Origin of the sequence: Streptomyces virginiae (assembly GCF_041432505.1) — a bacterium.
GTDB classification, from domain to species: Bacteria; Actinomycetota; Actinomycetes; order Streptomycetales; family Streptomycetaceae; genus Streptomyces; species Streptomyces virginiae_A.
In genome coordinates this window covers 7,471,068-7,485,454 of record NZ_CP107871.1, presented here as the reverse complement: position 1 = coordinate 7,485,454, position 14,387 = coordinate 7,471,068, and the positions used below count along the sequence as shown (strand labels likewise).

The following is a 14,387-nucleotide window of genomic DNA, read 5'->3' as shown; positions in this document are numbered from 1 at the left end:
GAGAGTGGAGTGGGAGGTTAGGCCGGGCCCTTCCCGGTTGCAGCGTTCAGGGCGTACATGTTGTTGTCGTCGCTGCTGATGTACACGATCCCGTCGGCCACCGTCGGTGACGAGGTGAGACCTTGGCCGGTGTCGAAGGCCCATTTTTCGTCGCCGGTGAACGCGTTCCGGGCCTACACCCTCCTGCCGCTGCCGATGTACACGAGCCCGTCGGCCGCCGTCGGCGACAACCTGACGGGGTCGCTGCTGGGGAGGGCCCACCTTTTGGCGCCCGTGGCCGCGTTCAGGGCGTACTGGTACGACTCACTGGCGACGTACACCACCCCAGCGGCCACCGCCAGCGACGAGGAGAGCGCGTCGCGGATGGCGACTCCTGGCCCTGCTCGCCGTAGCCGGCGATGAAACCGCGGTAGCGATCCAGCGCCTGATCGAAGATGTTGTTCCAGCCGTGCGAGAAGAGAAAGACATCACTCGAGACGGCCAATCTCTGCCTGACCTCGTTCTCGGCCTCGACGCTGAGCAGCGAGCCGTCCTCGCTATAACGCAGAAGGAAGAGATCGGCTGTCGTACCCCCACCGAGCGCAATCTCCTGGAAGGGATCGGCCATGGGAACGCTCCCTGGATAAACTCTCATCACCACGTTGCAGCGATCTTGATTCCATGCTTCACCCACCCGACGAGTGCAAATCGGGCACGCATGTGAGCGGTCGCGACCCGGTCAGCGACCGGCGGCCAGGAAGCTCGTCTCGAGCACGTCCACCTTGCCCGGGATGCCCGCAAGAGTGCCGTACCGCTGCTACTCGCCGTGCACGGTCTCCGCCTCCAGAGGCCTTAGAAGTCGTTCGTCTCCCTTTCCTGTCCCATGGGCCGGGCAAGGGCCACCATCGGTGAGAAAGGGACACCGGAAATGCGAACATACAGCCCCATCCGAAACCGTCGGGCCGCCGGGCGCGGGTCGACACCACCGCGTGATCGTGAAGTAGCGGCTTTCCGGCTCTCGACTCGTAGTGCCGGAACACCGCGACGATCAGCCCGTCCTTCACCGGGGCGCGGTGCTTGCCGCCGCTCCCCCAGCGGATCTCCGTGACCGAATCTATGCCTCGCATAGGTGTCCGTAACGATCTGATCGCAGCCGACCGAGCGGTCACCGTCCCGAGTCGGCCGCCTCGCCGATAGTGCAGATCTCAGTGAGCTCTTTCCAACCTCACTATGCTGAGCGCGAGTTGGACGCTCCTACGCAACGACGAAGCTCCTGGTAGACGGGTTCTCGACCAAGATGACCGTGTCTGCCGGGAGTGTGGCGTGCTTGTCTACCCGTCCTTGATCGATCTCTGTCTGCACGCCTTGACCCTCCCGTAACGGGAGGCCCTACGGTCCCAGGTCATGAAGATTGTTGTGCATGACACGGCGTCCGCCATGTTCGATCTCCTGCAGCGCCCGTTGGAGGAGCGGCCCGACGCCCTACGAGAAATACTCAGCACGCTACAGAGCGCGATGTCCGTGGTGGGCGATGTGGACGCGGTTCAGATGCACCAGATGGGCAGTGGCTTCCGGATCGATCGTGAGGACCCGCGCTACCTGACGGCCCTGAGGCAGATGCAGGACGCGGGAGTGTGGAACGAGATCGAGGACCGCCTCGCCGCGGCGTGGGAGCGGCTGAACGGTGCGGTGCCCGAGGCCAGGAGCGCCGAGACCGTTCATGTCGTCCTGGTGCTCGGCGACCCCGATGACCACCACCTGACGGTTCGTACTGGCGGCTATTTCGGCATGGGCGGTTTCCCGGGGGCGATCCATCTGGTGATGTGGCCCACCGAGACCAGCCTGGCGAAGATCGGCCACGCCGCCGCGCACGAGCTCCACCACAACGTGCGCTACGCCAACGCGGTCTGGGATCCTGGGACGGTCACGGTCGGCGAGCAGGTCGTGGCCGAAGGGCTGGCAGAGGCGTTCGTACGGGAACTGGCCGGCGAGCAGGCCCTGGGCCCCTGGACGACGGTGCTGTCCGGCGCGGAACTGGACGACGCCTACGAGAAGGTCGTGGCCGCGATCGATGTGGCCGGGATGCAGAACCTGCCGCCGTACGTGTACGGCGACGCTACCGCGGAGCTCATGGGGCATGAACCCGTCGGGCTGCCGGACTTGGCCGGATACGCGGTCGGCCTTCGGATCGTGGACGCCCACCTGGCTGTGTCCGGCCTGACCGCCGCACAGAGCGTCGCGCTGCCGGCACGCGACATCCTCGTCAACGCGGGCGTGCCGACCGGCGCGTGACTCGCCCGACGCATCGCGCAAACGGGGCCGCGCAGGACGACCGGTGCGCCCCGGGGATCCGCGGAGGCAGCACCGGCACTTGAGCTCATTGCAACCTCGCGACGCTGATCGTGAGTTGGACATTCCTGCGCAACGAAGAAGCTCCTGGTAGACCGGTTCTCGACCAAGATGACCGTGTCTGCCGGGAGTGTCGCGTGCTTGTCTACCCGTCCTCGATCGATCTGTCCGGCCGCACCCTGAGGTATCTGAGTGGGCAACTTACCGCCCGGCGGCGGAAGATCGGGACGCGGTGGCGGCGCCTACCCGCTGGCCGCCAGGCCCTGCTGGCCCTGGCGCACCTGCGATGCGGCGACACCTACGCCCAGCTCGCCGCCGGGTTCGGCATCGGGATCGCGACCGTGTTCCGCTACATACGCGAGGCGATCGAGGTGCTGGCCGCCCGCGCCCCGTCCCTGGCCAAGGCAATGAAGACGATCCGGACCAAAGCGTTCGTCATCCTCGACGGCACCCTGCTGCCCATCGACCGCATCGCCGCCGACACCCCGTACTACTCGGGGAAACACAAACGTCACGGCATGAACGTCCAGGTCCTCACCGATCCTTTCGGACGCCTGCTTTGGGCCTCGCCGGCACTGCCTGGCTCAACCCACGATCTGACCGCCGCCCGGCAGCACGGAATCATCGAAACCCTCACCGCGGAGGGCCTCAAATGTTGGGCGGACAAGGTATATCAAGGAGCCGGCGGACCCGTTCGAGTGCCGTTCCGGGGCCGCCGCCTCAAGCGATGGAAGCGCCGTCACAACAGCAGCCACGCCAAGATCCGCTGCCTCGGGGAGCAAGCCATGGCCACCCTGAAGGGCTGGCGCATCCTCCGGAGACTCCGCTGCAGCACCAACCGGATCACCGACATCGTGAAGGCCGTCCTCGTTCTCCACCACGCCTCAACCTGAGGTTGGAAAGGGCTCACTGACGTGGGCAGCGTCGTGAGTACCTCCTGAGCCACGCAAGTGCTGCCACACCCGCCACGGACCCGGCACTCCCATCTCGGCCGCCCATTCCCCCTGACTCGGCGGACCTCCAGTTCGGCGTGGGTCAGTCGGCGCCCCATGACGCACGCAGAGTGAAGGCACGTCTGGTCTGCTGGCGGTGGGCGGCAGCGCTTGGTCCGCGCCGACCGTGCCACGCGCTGCGCGGCAGAGGTCGCGGGCAGCCACCCACACCGCCGCCACGACCGCCAGCACAAACGCGCCAGCAGCGAACAGCCACATATCGAAGGCGGGAGACACGTACAACGTCAGGCCGGCTGCGGATGCGACGAGACCGGCCCGCGATGGGGTTGCCGCCACGTGCCGCCCGCCAGGACCACAGACACGATCGCCGCCAGGCACTCCCGGTCCCCAGCGCGCCGACGACTGCCTTCCTGCGGGCGAATCAGCACCGTCTCGTGCACCACACGCCGGAACAAGTCCCACAACTCATCGGACGGCAAACTGCGGCTCATCCTGCTGGAGTCGACGCGCGCCGGTCGCACGGGCACTACCACGTACGACTCAATCGGTAAGTCGTTCTCCTTCCAGATGCCGGTCGGCAGGAAAGCGTGGCCGTGGATCAGACAAGGCCGCCATCAACGGATGGCCGAACGTAGTAAGGCGTGCCGCCGGAACTCGGGAAGGTCACGCGGTGCAAAGAGCTGCCCCAGTCCGCGAGCGGTCGATGGCCTTCCACGATCTCGCCGGAGAGATGAAGGGTGGCCCACTCCGTGCGGCACGAGGAGTGCAACCCCGAAGGGGGGCCGGGCGGGGCACTCGCCTGGCTGCCGGCTGTCTGTTCCCTTCGCCACCGGTACTACTCCGGCAGCGCCTACGGGCGGACCAGTTGTGTTTGACTCAGCCCCTTCAACAACGACCGGGTGCAACCCCTCAACACAGCCTGCCGATTGGCTGGAGTGCGACCGCCTTCGGGAGCCGCGTCGTCACTCCTGCGCCGGCCACCCCAGCAGTCTTGCTCCGATGACGGCCGTCTGGAGGGTGTAGCGGTGAGACGGCTCACCCGGGTCGATGTGCGTCAGGGTCTGGATGCGCTCGAGACGATACGTCAGGGCGCGCACACTGAGGGAGAGTCTGCGGGCTGCCTCCACCGCCACGCAGCCGCTGTCGAAGTAGGCGGTGAGGGTGTCGATCAGGGGCTGCGCACCACCCCGAGCCTGCTGAAGCGGGCCGAGCGTACTCTCCACCAGATCGGCCATGGCCTGCCGGTCCCGCGCCAGCACCGGGTAGACCAACAGATCGGCGGCATGCAGCACCGGGTCATCCAGTGCCATGCGGTCCGCCAGGTCGAGGGCGTTCAGCGCCTCTTGATAGGAGTGGACGACGCCACCGGGTCCTGGATGGGAGCGGCCGACGGCAACCCGGCCGCCGTCTGTTGCGGCGTACGCCTGCTTTGCGAAGAACGCCAGAACATCCGGCTTGTCTCCCGGGGCCACGCAGATGAGCCGTCCGTCCTTGGTGGTGAGGAGCGTGCTCTGGTCGCCGAACCGGGCCAGGACGGCGGTCTCGATGCCGCGCGCGACCGGATAGCCGTCACCGTACGGCTCCGGGCCGATGGCCACCGCCACCGCGTGGGCCTGTGACAGTCGCAGCCCGAACCTCTCAGCGCGTTCGGCGAGGCGGCCCAAGTCGCTGCCGCCGTAAAGGAGGTCGTCGATGAACTCCCGCCGCGCGGCTTCCTCTTGTCGCACCGCGAGCCTTTGGGCCCGCTCATATCCTTCGGCGAACGCGTCGACGGCCTGCTCGACGACGGTCAGCAACTGATCGCGGCTCCTGGCGGGCAGCGCACCCTGCACCGTTCGCGCCTCGGCGAGGTGGGCGCGGAAGAGTTCTCGCAGCGCAAGGCCGGCTTCGGCCGCCTGCACACCCTCGGCCCGCCGCTCTTCGATCTCGTCCCGGGTGAGCCGTCGGCCGGTGGCACAGGCGTCCAGCAGGATCTTTCTGTATCCCGCCAGATACTCCTCCGCAGCCGTCCGCTCCACCGTGCGCTCCCCCGTGAGTCTTGACGTGTTCTTGACTCCGCCCAAGGGTGCCATGCCGGTTGCGGTCCACCGCAACCGGCATCAAGAGCGCGTAAAGGCTGCCGGAAATCGGCAATGCACGCTGCGACGAAGGCGGGCATGATCACGCCGTGGGGGTTCGCCTTTCCGCCGATTGCCGGATTCGGCGTGCCACGGCTTGGAGCGGTACAGGCCGCCACCCGTCCGTGCCACTGCCGCGATCACCGCCCCCAGCGTGAGCGTCAACCGTTCCCGTCGCACGCCACCACGACAACGTCTCCCTGCTGATCGGTCTGTGGCCATCCGGCCGAGACGGCCACAACTATGAGGAGCCAGGTATGACAGGGGCAGTGCATCCTTGGGCCGTGTCGATCTCCACATTCAGCCAACAGGCGCATTCCGCCGAGCAGATGGTGGTCTGCGGCGACGACGGGCTGGCCCACCGGCTGGCCGCGGAGCTCGAGGGCGTCTACCGCGAGCACGTGACACTCGTGGCCCCGCCGAGCGGTGCCCCGCAGGCCGGCACCCGTGACGGGGAGGGCCGCGAGCTCGCACGGCGCTTCCTCGGGTGGGTTCCGACTGCCCGCAGCCGACCCGCCCCGTCCCCGGCCAACCACTCGGCCCCGCAGGGCATCCGGTTCTTCGAGGCGACGGAACCGGACGAAGAAGTACTGATCGCGGCCGGCGTGGTGAGCGCCGCCGCCCTCGCACTCGTCTACGAGGACGACGAGACCAACGTGCGAGCCGCACTGGTGGCGCGTCGGCTCAACCCCAGGCTGCGACTGGTGATCCGGCTGTACAACCGCAAGCTGGGCCAGCATCTGGAACAACTGCTGGACCAGGCGGCGATCGTCGCGGAGCCCGGTATCGACCTGCGGGAACTGGACTCGTCGACCACCGTGCTGTCGGACGCCGACACAGCTGCACCCGCCCTCGCCGCGACAGCCGTCGCGGGGACCAGCAAGGTGGTGCAGGCGGACGGACTGCTGCTGCGTGCCGTGGAACGCACACCGCCGGGCCGAGGACAGGTAGCCGATCCGGGCCTGTGCACCCTGGCGTTGCTGTCCGCCACCACGAGCGACCCCGCGGGCAGCGAAGGCTCGGAAGCCAGCGGGAGTGAAGGACCCCAGCTACTCCCCGACGACAGCGCGGTGGCCGCAGCGACCGGCCGCGGCATCATCGCGCTGGAGACCGTCACCCACGAAGGGCCCGTGCCGGCCGCGCGTCGGCTGAGCAGGACGGCACCTCCCATGGGATCGATCTTCTCCAAGCGGCTTCGCTGGTCGCTGGCCGGACTCGTGGCGGCCGTCGGCGCCCTGACCGTCGCGGCGTGGTGGGTCACCGGAGACCATCCCCTGCACGCCGCCTACATGATCCTGCTGGACATCTTCGCGATCAACGATCCTGCCGTCGACGACCAAACCGGTAGGCAGATCCTCCAAATCCTCGCCGGTCTGACCGGAATGCTGCTCCTTCCGATCCTCGTGGCGGCAGCCCTGGAGGCACTCGGCTCCTTCCGCAACGCGGGTGCGCTCCGGCGTCCGCCCCGGGGCCTGACGGGGCACGTGGTCCTCCTCGGGCTGGGCAAGATCGGAACACGGGTCCTGGCCCGGCTGCGCGAACTACACATCCCCGTGGTGTGCGTCGAAGCGAACCCGGACGCACGCGGAGTCGCCCTCGCCCGTGCCCTGCGCGTACCGGTAGTCCTGGGGGATGTCACCGAGGAAGGGGTCCTGGAGACCGCCCGCATCCACAAGGCCCAGGCTCTGCTAGCCCTGACCAGCTCCGACACCACCAACCTCGAAGCCGTGCTGTACGCCCGGTCCGTACGGTCCGACGTACGCGTGGCTCTGCGCCTTTACGACGACGACTTCGCGACCGCCGTGTACCGCACCCTTCGCACCGCGCACCCCGAAGCCCTCACCCGCAGCCGCAGCGTCACCCACCTCGCGGCGCCCGCCTTCGCCGGAGCGATGATGGGTCGGCAGATCCTGGGGGCCATACCCGTGGAACGCCGCGTCCTGGTGTTCGCCGCGGTGGAGGTGACCGGCCACCGAGAGCTCGAAGGAAGGACTGTCGCGGAAGCCTTCCGGCCGGGGGCCTGGCGCGTCATCGCCCTCGACACCGCGGCTCCCGAGGATCGGCGCCCGGACCTGGCATCGACGCCGGACGGTGACCGCGACTCCTTCCCGGGCCTCGTCTGGGATCTCCACCCCGGCTACGTCCTCAAGGCTCAGGACCGGGTGGTGATCGCAGCCACCCGACGCGGTCTCGCGGAACTCCTCGGACGCCGGAGCAGCCCGGTGACGGGCACATGACGCATCCGATAGCGGTGATTCATTTCCGGGCACGGGGCAACGCGAGACCGGCCATTCGCCCCTTGCCAAGACCAGCGGTGGCGCCCAGCCAGGCGACCACGGCGTGGGTGGACGTTCGAGGGCCTCAGCAGATCACCACTTCACGGCCTCCACGGCGGCAGTACTCCCATCTGGTCAACGGATTGTCCACTATGGTCGCCGAGGAGGCGAGATGCAGTATGTGGGGCTGGGGGTGCTCACCTTGGTTGCTCTGGCTATTGCGATAAGTGGGGTGGTCGAGCTTCTCACCGGGTGGATCCACCCATGGGAGCGCGCCCGGGTCATGCGTCCCGTGCCTCATGGTCTCGGCCAGGTGCTGACGGGAAGCAGCCTCTGCCTTGCGTTCGGTGTGTTCGCCTTCTCCCCGACAGGGGACGCGCTCCGCTCGCTGATGGCAGTGGGCGCTGGGCTCTTCCTCACCGGAACCATCCTGGTCGGCGTGTCCCGGTTGCCATGACCATTCACGCTGCTCATGACCGGGGCCAGACGGCGATGGCGGGGGCGGTACACAGGACTGACCCCGAGGGGCATCTTTCTGCATGCCACTCGTCATGGGACCCTAGGGCAGCCGCCCCATCCCGCCGCCTGGAGTCCCCGATGCCGCCCTCGCCCTTTCAGCGAGCCTCGCCCGGAGCGCTGCAGGACCAGCATCGCCGCTATTCGCCTTCGCGGGCGTCCTCACGGCGGGCGGCGCCACTCTCTACCTGCTCGGAGCCGAGAACCCCTGGGTGTTGGCCGTCTGCACCTTCGTTCTGGCATGCGCGGCCGGCCTCTGGTGCGCCGCTCGCCACGACCGCTGAGCCGCACCCCTGCCCGGTAGCCCGGACTGTTCGGGAACAGCGTGGGCGGTCCGAGGATTTGATCACGGGGTGGCGATCATGGCTCGCCAGGTGGTGATGGCTGCGTACCTGCATCCGGACGCGGCCCCGCGCTGCCAGTGGCAGCCAGAGCGAGGGCGCGGCGCCGGCCAGGCGCGGGATACGGTCGGCGACGAGCGCCAGGTGCCGGCGGGCAGCAGGGTCAGGGAGAAGACGGCAAGGCCGATCCAGTGCCAGGCCATGGTGTATGAGGGCTCCTGCGCCGGCGGCGGTGCAGTTCAGTGCAGGTGGCCGGCCGCGGCCATCACGAGACCGGTGACCAGGACGGCAAGGCCAATAGCCAGGACGGGGAAGCCCGGGCCGGGAAAGACGTACATCACTGCCCCGGCCGACGTCAGGAGTGCTCCCGCTGCGGCCAGGATGGTTCCGACGCGTCGTTCGGACATGCGCTTCCTCGTCGGTCGGGGTCTGGTGACGGTCACGGGCGGTGTGTCCCCTGATGGACCAACTGGGCGGTGAGTGCCCCGACGATGAGCGCCCAGGCGAGTGCGGCGGGTCCGGCCTGGTTCCAGCCGATCAGAACGGTGGCCGCTGCCGCCGTGGCATCGCCTGCGGGCGCTGCCGGGCTTGCGGAGTTCACCGATCGCGGTCCTGATCACCAGCGCGGCGGTGACGATGACCACCGGCAGCACGGACGCGGCGCCGCTCACGCCGCCGCCCCGAGGAAGTCCTGCATGAGGCGGGCTGCTGTAACCGTGCCGAGCAGGATCACCTCATCGCCGTCGCGTTCGATGACGGCGACCAGAGGGCTGTGGGTGCGGGCCATCAGAGCCGCAACTTCCACGGCGCGCGCGTCGGGCCCGACGACGGGCGGCGGATAGAGACGGCGGGGCGCCCAGTCGGCGACCGTGAGCCCGGCCAAACGCTCAACGAACTCGGCAGCGTGGCGTTACCCGGCAAAGGGAGCAAGCAAGTGGTCCTCGGCTATGCAGGTGGGGAGGACCTGCCGGATGAGCTGGGAGCCGGGGACGATGGCGTACGGCTGACCATCGGAGTCGAGGACCAAGAGAGCGGGCAGCGAGTGCTGGGCCAGCATGCGGGCCGCGTCCATCGCGTCGTCGTCCGTGGTGACGAAGGGGTAGGGCTCGGCAAGATCTCGTGCGCGCATGACCGGGCCTCCGTCAGTTGTTGCCTCCCGTAGGCGGCGGTAGATCCTGTTGCAACGCTCGTTGAGCAACCCGCGCGCGGCGGCAACCACCCGTCGGCGAACAAGACGAAGAGTGGCATCGCCACCTGGTCGGAACCGGCTGGAGGAAGTGTGCGGCCCGCTCCCGGGACGGGGTTCGACCTCGCCCGCATCACGGAAAACAGCGCGCACCAAGACCCGGACCATTTGCGGACCACTGCCCTATGACAAGCCGCGGGTACCGCCGTTCACACTGGTCAGCGCGGATGCCGTCGCCGTACCACCAACAGACGAAGAACCTGCTGGTCGTCTGCAGGACTGGTCCGAGGCGCCGCCTTGGCGTGCTGACAAGGGAAAGCCGCCGGTCACTGCCCGCCAGGCCATGGTGGTCGCGTGTAGTCGCAGGCTGAGGGTGCCCGCCAGCTCCATCTCATGGAGGTACAGCAGCGCGCACATCGCCAACTGCGAAGGTGCAAGAGTTTTTGAATCGCAAGAGGCAGCAGTGTTGTGCGGCCTACCATGAGTCGCTGGCGATGAGACGGTCCCAAGTTCTGACCGCCCGCGTTGTGCCGCGAGTCCCGGTGACTGCTTGGTTCAGGCGAGACAACAGACCACGGCCTGGGCCGGTGACCCGCTCCACGTTTACGTTGCCCAGGAGGACAAACTGCGCTTCATCGTGCTCGATCGAGGCGGTCCCACGGACGACGGTCCTCGCGCCTGCTTGCTGGCGCCACGTGGCGATCCAGGGCCTGACAGCTATGCAGCGGACGATGAGTACATGACCCTCTACCAACTGTGGTTCCGTAACCACGGATCGCTCATCGAGTTGGGTGCGGTAAAGATCGGGTATGCCGACCTCATTCGGGGCGAGAGACCTCTCGAGGCAGGATCGTTCACCACGCTCACAGGACTTGATCAGCGCCTGTACTGGTTTTCCGTGGGGCAGAGCGACCTCTATTACGAGAACATCCGCAAGCTTGGTAGTGAGACGCGGCGCGCGGTCTTGAGCGGTCTGTGCGATATGGCGCTCGACCCCTCGGTCTTCGCGACCGCCATGCAATGGGACGTCACACACACATCGCTGCTGCGCAGCCTCGAGTCACGGACGGTGGCAGCCCAGTTCCGGCGCATCGCGCAGGGCGGCCCCCGGCTCACGGAGTACCGCTTCGACTACCTGGGCCCCGCCAGGCACGGCAGCTCGGACGGCAGTACCACGAAACCCTGGCACCTCTCCTTTTCAGTCGAGCCGCATGCACAGCCCCCCACTAACATTCACGTGCTGATCGGTCGGAACGGGGTCGGAAAGACCACGGTGCTCGGCGACATCACCAGGGCCGTCGTACATCCGGAAGAGGACAGCGATGCCGTCGGGCGTCTCATCTGGGGCGAGGATGGACCCGGCTCCTTCGTCAACGTGGTCTGCGTGACCTTCAGCGCCTTCGACCCGGCTCAGGAGCAGTTCGAGTCGGAACAGGGCGCTGCTGAACAGGGTGAGCTGGAAGGCTGGGACGGTGCGCTGGACGTTGCCGACGGCCAACCACCTCCCGCGGCCGAGGACAACGTTGCGGGTGTCTCCTACAGGTATGTGGGCCTTGCCAAGGTGGATGAGCTGGGGCGCCCGACTCGGGAGCGCAAGACGCGCCTTGACCTAAGCAAGGAGTTCGCCAAGAGCGTGGAGGAGGTTGTTGCTGCCGGCCGAGTCCACAGTTGGATCAAGGCGCTAGAGGCGTTGGGTAGCGACCCGTACTTCTTCGAATCTCCGGTCCGCTCCTTCGCGCAGGCTCTCCTGGACCGAGGCGTGTTCGGCCGTACGAGCGACCGTGACACTGCTTTGGAGATCTTTTCCAGTCTCAGCTCGGGGCATGCGATTGTCCTGCTGACGATGACGCGTCTGGTGGAAACCGTCGCCGAGCGGTCGCTGGTGCTCCTCGACGAGCCTGAAGGACATCTACATCCCCCGCTTCTGGCGTCCTTCGTCAGGGCCCTGTCCGACCTGCTCACCGACCGCAATGCGGTCGCACTCCTGGGCACCCACTCGCCGGTGGTCCTGCAGGAGGTCCCGCGCTCCTGTGTCTGGAAGGTCAGCCGCCGGGGCACCATGCAGCCGGAGCGGCCATCGATCGAGACCTACGGCGAGAACGTCGGGGTTCTCACCCACGAGATATTCGGCCTCGAAGTCCGGCGGTCCGGGTTTCACGCCGAGATCGAGAAGGCAGTCCGGGAACTGGGCACGTACGAGCAGGTCCTGGCCCGATTCGGCGGACAGCTCGGCGGGGAGGCGAAGGGCCTCGTGCGGATTCTGCTCGCCTACCAAACGTCGCAGGGGCGCCGCTGATGTGGCCTCTGGAGCCGCCCAGGGTCACCGCCCGTCAAAGTTACGAGGCGTGTGTGGCCGGCACCCGGAACGCGTCCCGCCAGGCACGACTTCTGGCCGCCACTGAACGCATCGAGGAAGCAGGCGAGCAATTCCGGTGCGCGGCCCAGCAAGGCTCCCTGCACACCCTGGAGTGCGCGGCCTTCGCCCTACCGAATATCTCAGCGGCCGAAGCCGTGGCGTGGATCTACGAGAACGGCATGCTCGGTACAAAGAACGGTCGAGTCATCTACGAGCAGCTGAGGACAGCCCCGCAACATGATCGTTGCCCCTTGTGCGGACACGGGGTCGTCAGAACCCTTGACCACGTCCTGCCAAAGAAGTCGTTCCCTGCCTTGTGCGTCGATCCCTTGAATCTGGTGCCCGCCTGCGCCGACTGCAACCACGCCAAGGGCGACGCCCTCCCGACGAGTCTTGAGACGACTCCCCTGCACCCCTACCTCGACCGCATCGACGATGACCACTGGCTCGACGCGAGGATCGTGGACGACAGCCCTCTTTGGCTCGAATTCTTCGTCAGCCCCTCGCCATCCTGGGATCAAGTCCTCGCTGACCGAGTTCGGTACCACTTCGGACTTTTTGGACTGTCCAGTCTCTTCGCCATCCAAGCGAACCGCACCCTGAGCAGCATCCTCAGCCTGCTCACCGCTCTGCGTCACACCGGTGGGGCCCAGGAAGTGCGCAACTACTTGGCGGAGGAGGCCGCCACACGCCTCGCTGACCGCCCCAACGGCTGGGAAGGAGTCACTTACCGGACTCTGGCGAGCAGCGACATTTTCTGCAACGGCGGCGTCATACCCTGACTTCAAAGATTCAGCACACACCGCCGGTGATTACGCAGCAAGCGCGCACCGTCCGGGCCTCGATCGCCTACGCGATCAGCACATCGTTCCTCGCCGAGCAGCAGCTACGTCTGGTCTGCCCGGAGACGCAACCTCCAGCACCCGCACAGTCTCCCGCCAGTGGCTGGTGGGCGGGACCGGAGCAGCGAGGCTGTTGTCACTTGTCCACAAGGTCCACCACATGCCCGCGCGCCCACTCCGGTGACAGATCGAACACCTTGGCCAGCTCCGCCGACAAGGCCGTCGGAGCCGACGAGGCAACGGCAGCATCCGCCCTCCTTTGCAGGCAAGGCAATCCGACGCAAACCTAGGGCCGATCTGACTACTCGTCAACAAAGTCAGCAAAAGGTCAGCATTCGTCCAACCAGAGCTGATTACAGCCTGCAACACCTGAGACTCGATCGCGCACCCCGAAGGCCGTCGGACAATGTCCGACGACCCCTCTTCGGCAACAAGAAGCGGAAAGGGTGCCACGCGCGCTGCGCCCGGCCGGGGGGCGGAATGAAATGGCAGGTCAACGCACCCTTCCCCTGGCTTTCAGGTGCGTCGGCGGGAGCTCGGGGGCCGGAATCGGAGGGCCGTCGTAGCCCTTGACCTCGCCGAATCGGGACCCATTCATCCAGTCCTCGCGGGCCTGCACGATATCATCGTGTGACCGTCCGATCCAGTTCCAGAACATCACGATCTCCTCCTCGAACGGCTCTCCGCCCAGGAGCATCAGGCTCGCGTCCGAGGTCGCCCGCAGGGGGAGTTCCGTGCGGCCGCAGCCGAGGTAGAGCATCGAGCCCGGGAGGACCGGGACGTCGTCCACGTGGGCCTCGCCCGACATCGACAGGACCGCGTACTCGAAGTCCGGGTCCAGCGGGAGGCGGGTTTCCGTGCCCGCCGCCAGGGTCAGGTCCGCGCCCACGATCGGGCTGTACGCCGAGCCCGGCGAGGTCGCCGTGTCCAGGGTGCCCAGGATGACCGTCGCCGTCAGCCCCGGGGCCGTGACCGTCGGGAGGTCGCCATGGTGCTGGAAGTGCGGTTCCACGTCGCGGTGGGCGTCCGGCAGGGCCACCCACAGCTGGGCGCCGTGCAGGAAGCGGGCGTGCGGGCGGGGGCTCTCCTCCGAGTGGCTGATGCCGCGGCCGGAGGTCATCAGGCCCAGTTCCCGGGGGCGGATCGTCTCCAGGCTGCCGACGCTGTCGCGGTGCAGCACCTCTCCCTCGTGCAGCCAGCTCACCGTCTGGAGCCCGGAGTGCGGGTGCGGTGCGACCTGCATGCCGGGCTCGTCGGCGATGTCGTCCGGGCCGTAGTGGTCCACGAAGCACCAGGCGCCCACCATGCGGCGGCCCAGGTTCGGCAGGAGTCGGCGGACCTCGGTGGACTCCCCGAGCTTGACCGTGCGCGGGCTGAGGAGCTCGCGCACCGGTTCGGCCACGACGAAGCCACGGCCGCCGCAGGCGGAAAGAGCGGGCTGGCGATCGAGATTGCTCATGTGGACAACCTAG

14 protein-coding genes and 2 pseudogenes are annotated in these 14,387 nt (G+C 67.5%); 6 read left to right on the top strand and 10 right to left on the bottom strand.

The window, feature by feature from the left end; translation table 11 throughout:
- Positions 1-17: 17 nt before the first annotated feature.
- The 3 genes and pseudogenes from OG624_RS34425 to OG624_RS34415 all read right to left on the bottom strand — a co-directional run.
- A pseudogene (locus OG624_RS34425) lies at positions 18-320 on the bottom strand (outer membrane protein assembly factor BamB family protein).
- Positions 284-607, bottom strand: coding sequence for a hypothetical protein (locus OG624_RS34420; RefSeq protein WP_371640252.1), 324 nt, complete (start codon positions 605-607; stop codon positions 284-286). Before OG624_RS34420 ends, OG624_RS34425 begins: the two are co-directional and overlap by 37 nt.
- A gap of 301 nt (positions 608-908) precedes the next feature.
- Positions 909-1,148 (bottom strand): annotated as a pseudogene (locus OG624_RS34415) (relaxase domain-containing protein); the annotation flags it as partial.
- 235 nt (positions 1,149-1,383) lie between these two features.
- Here OG624_RS34415 and OG624_RS34410 point away from each other — a divergent pair.
- Both OG624_RS34410 and OG624_RS34405 read left to right on the top strand, forming a co-directional pair.
- Entirely contained in the window at positions 1,384-2,271 is an 888-nt protein-coding gene (locus OG624_RS34410) for a DUF2268 domain-containing protein (protein ID WP_371640251.1), read from the top strand.
- Positions 2,272-2,465: 194 nt separating this feature from the next.
- Complete coding sequence (locus OG624_RS34405; RefSeq protein WP_371640250.1) at positions 2,466-3,221, top strand: transposase family protein; 756 nt, start codon at positions 2,466-2,468, stop codon at positions 3,219-3,221.
- A 1,022-nt stretch (positions 3,222-4,243) separates the two neighbouring features.
- On the opposite strand, the gene OG624_RS34400 is transcribed toward OG624_RS34405, so the two are convergent.
- On the bottom strand, positions 4,244-5,353 hold the full coding sequence (locus tag OG624_RS34400; protein ID WP_371640249.1) for a PucR family transcriptional regulator: 1,110 nt from the start codon (positions 5,351-5,353) through the stop codon (positions 4,244-4,246).
- Between the two features lie 374 nt (positions 5,354-5,727).
- On the opposite strand from OG624_RS34400, the gene OG624_RS34395 reads away from it, so the two are divergent.
- Entirely contained in the window at positions 5,728-7,635 is a 1,908-nt protein-coding gene (locus OG624_RS34395; protein ID WP_371640901.1) for an NAD-binding protein, read from the top strand.
- 211 nt (positions 7,636-7,846) lie between these two features.
- Complete coding sequence (locus OG624_RS34390; protein WP_371640248.1) at positions 7,847-8,131, top strand: hypothetical protein; 285 nt, start codon at positions 7,847-7,849, stop codon at positions 8,129-8,131.
- Between the two features lie 405 nt (positions 8,132-8,536).
- On the opposite strand, the gene OG624_RS34385 is transcribed toward OG624_RS34390, so the two are convergent.
- From OG624_RS34385 to OG624_RS34365, 5 genes are all read right to left on the bottom strand, one after another.
- A complete protein-coding gene (locus OG624_RS34385; RefSeq protein WP_371640247.1) occupies positions 8,537-8,734 on the bottom strand; it encodes a hypothetical protein in 198 nt (65 codons plus the stop codon).
- 36 nt (positions 8,735-8,770) lie between these two features.
- Positions 8,771-8,938 carry a hypothetical protein gene (locus tag OG624_RS34380; protein ID WP_371640246.1) on the bottom strand — a complete coding sequence of 56 codons (168 nt, stop codon included), beginning with the start codon at positions 8,936-8,938 and terminating at the stop codon, positions 8,771-8,773.
- A 32-nt stretch (positions 8,939-8,970) separates the two neighbouring features.
- Positions 8,971-9,132 carry a hypothetical protein gene (locus tag OG624_RS34375; RefSeq protein ID WP_371640245.1) on the bottom strand — a complete coding sequence of 54 codons (162 nt, stop codon included), beginning with the start codon at positions 9,130-9,132 and terminating at the stop codon, positions 8,971-8,973.
- Positions 9,133-9,198: 66 nt separating this feature from the next.
- A complete protein-coding gene (locus OG624_RS34370) occupies positions 9,199-9,414 on the bottom strand; it encodes a hypothetical protein (RefSeq protein ID WP_371640244.1) in 216 nt (71 codons plus the stop codon).
- Positions 9,415-9,441: 27 nt separating this feature from the next.
- Positions 9,442-9,660 carry a CBS domain-containing protein gene (locus OG624_RS34365; protein WP_371640243.1) on the bottom strand — a complete coding sequence of 73 codons (219 nt, stop codon included), beginning with the start codon at positions 9,658-9,660 and terminating at the stop codon, positions 9,442-9,444.
- Between the two features lie 796 nt (positions 9,661-10,456).
- Between OG624_RS34365 and OG624_RS34360 the strand changes: the two genes are divergently transcribed.
- Positions 10,457-12,013, top strand: a complete 1,557-nt coding sequence (locus OG624_RS34360; protein WP_371640242.1) for an AAA family ATPase — start codon at positions 10,457-10,459, stop codon at positions 12,011-12,013.
- A 53-nt stretch (positions 12,014-12,066) separates the two neighbouring features.
- Positions 12,067-12,855, top strand: coding sequence for an HNH endonuclease (locus OG624_RS34355; RefSeq protein WP_371640241.1), 789 nt, complete (start codon positions 12,067-12,069; stop codon positions 12,853-12,855).
- 553 nt (positions 12,856-13,408) lie between these two features.
- On the opposite strand, the gene OG624_RS34350 is transcribed toward OG624_RS34355, so the two are convergent.
- The gene (locus tag OG624_RS34350) at positions 13,409-14,374 is read right to left on the bottom strand and encodes a pirin family protein (RefSeq protein WP_371640240.1); all 966 of its coding nucleotides are present in this window, start codon (positions 14,372-14,374) and stop codon (positions 13,409-13,411) included.
- Between the last annotated feature and the right edge of the window lie 13 nt (positions 14,375-14,387).

Coding starts and splice junctions, on each gene's coding strand:
- OG624_RS34420 (WP_371640252.1), bottom strand. CDS start 607: ATGGCCGATCCCTTCCAGGAGATTGCGCTCGGTGGGGGTACGACAGCC.
- OG624_RS34410 (WP_371640251.1), top strand. CDS start 1,384: ATGAAGATTGTTGTGCATGACACGGCGTCCGCCATGTTCGATCTCCTG.
- OG624_RS34400 (WP_371640249.1), bottom strand. CDS start 5,353: ATGGCACCCTTGGGCGGAGTCAAGAACACGTCAAGACTCACGGGGGAG.
- OG624_RS34395 (WP_371640901.1), top strand. CDS start 5,728: ATGGTGGTCTGCGGCGACGACGGGCTGGCCCACCGGCTGGCCGCGGAG.
- OG624_RS34390 (WP_371640248.1), top strand. CDS start 7,847: ATGCAGTATGTGGGGCTGGGGGTGCTCACCTTGGTTGCTCTGGCTATT.
- OG624_RS34385 (WP_371640247.1), bottom strand. CDS start 8,734: ATGGCCTGGCACTGGATCGGCCTTGCCGTCTTCTCCCTGACCCTGCTG.
- OG624_RS34380 (WP_371640246.1), bottom strand. CDS start 8,938: ATGTCCGAACGACGCGTCGGAACCATCCTGGCCGCAGCGGGAGCACTC.
- OG624_RS34365 (WP_371640243.1), bottom strand. CDS start 9,660: ATGCGCGCACGAGATCTTGCCGAGCCCTACCCCTTCGTCACCACGGAC.
- OG624_RS34360 (WP_371640242.1), top strand. CDS start 10,457: ATGACCCTCTACCAACTGTGGTTCCGTAACCACGGATCGCTCATCGAG.
- OG624_RS34350 (WP_371640240.1), bottom strand. CDS start 14,374: ATGAGCAATCTCGATCGCCAGCCCGCTCTTTCCGCCTGCGGCGGCCGT.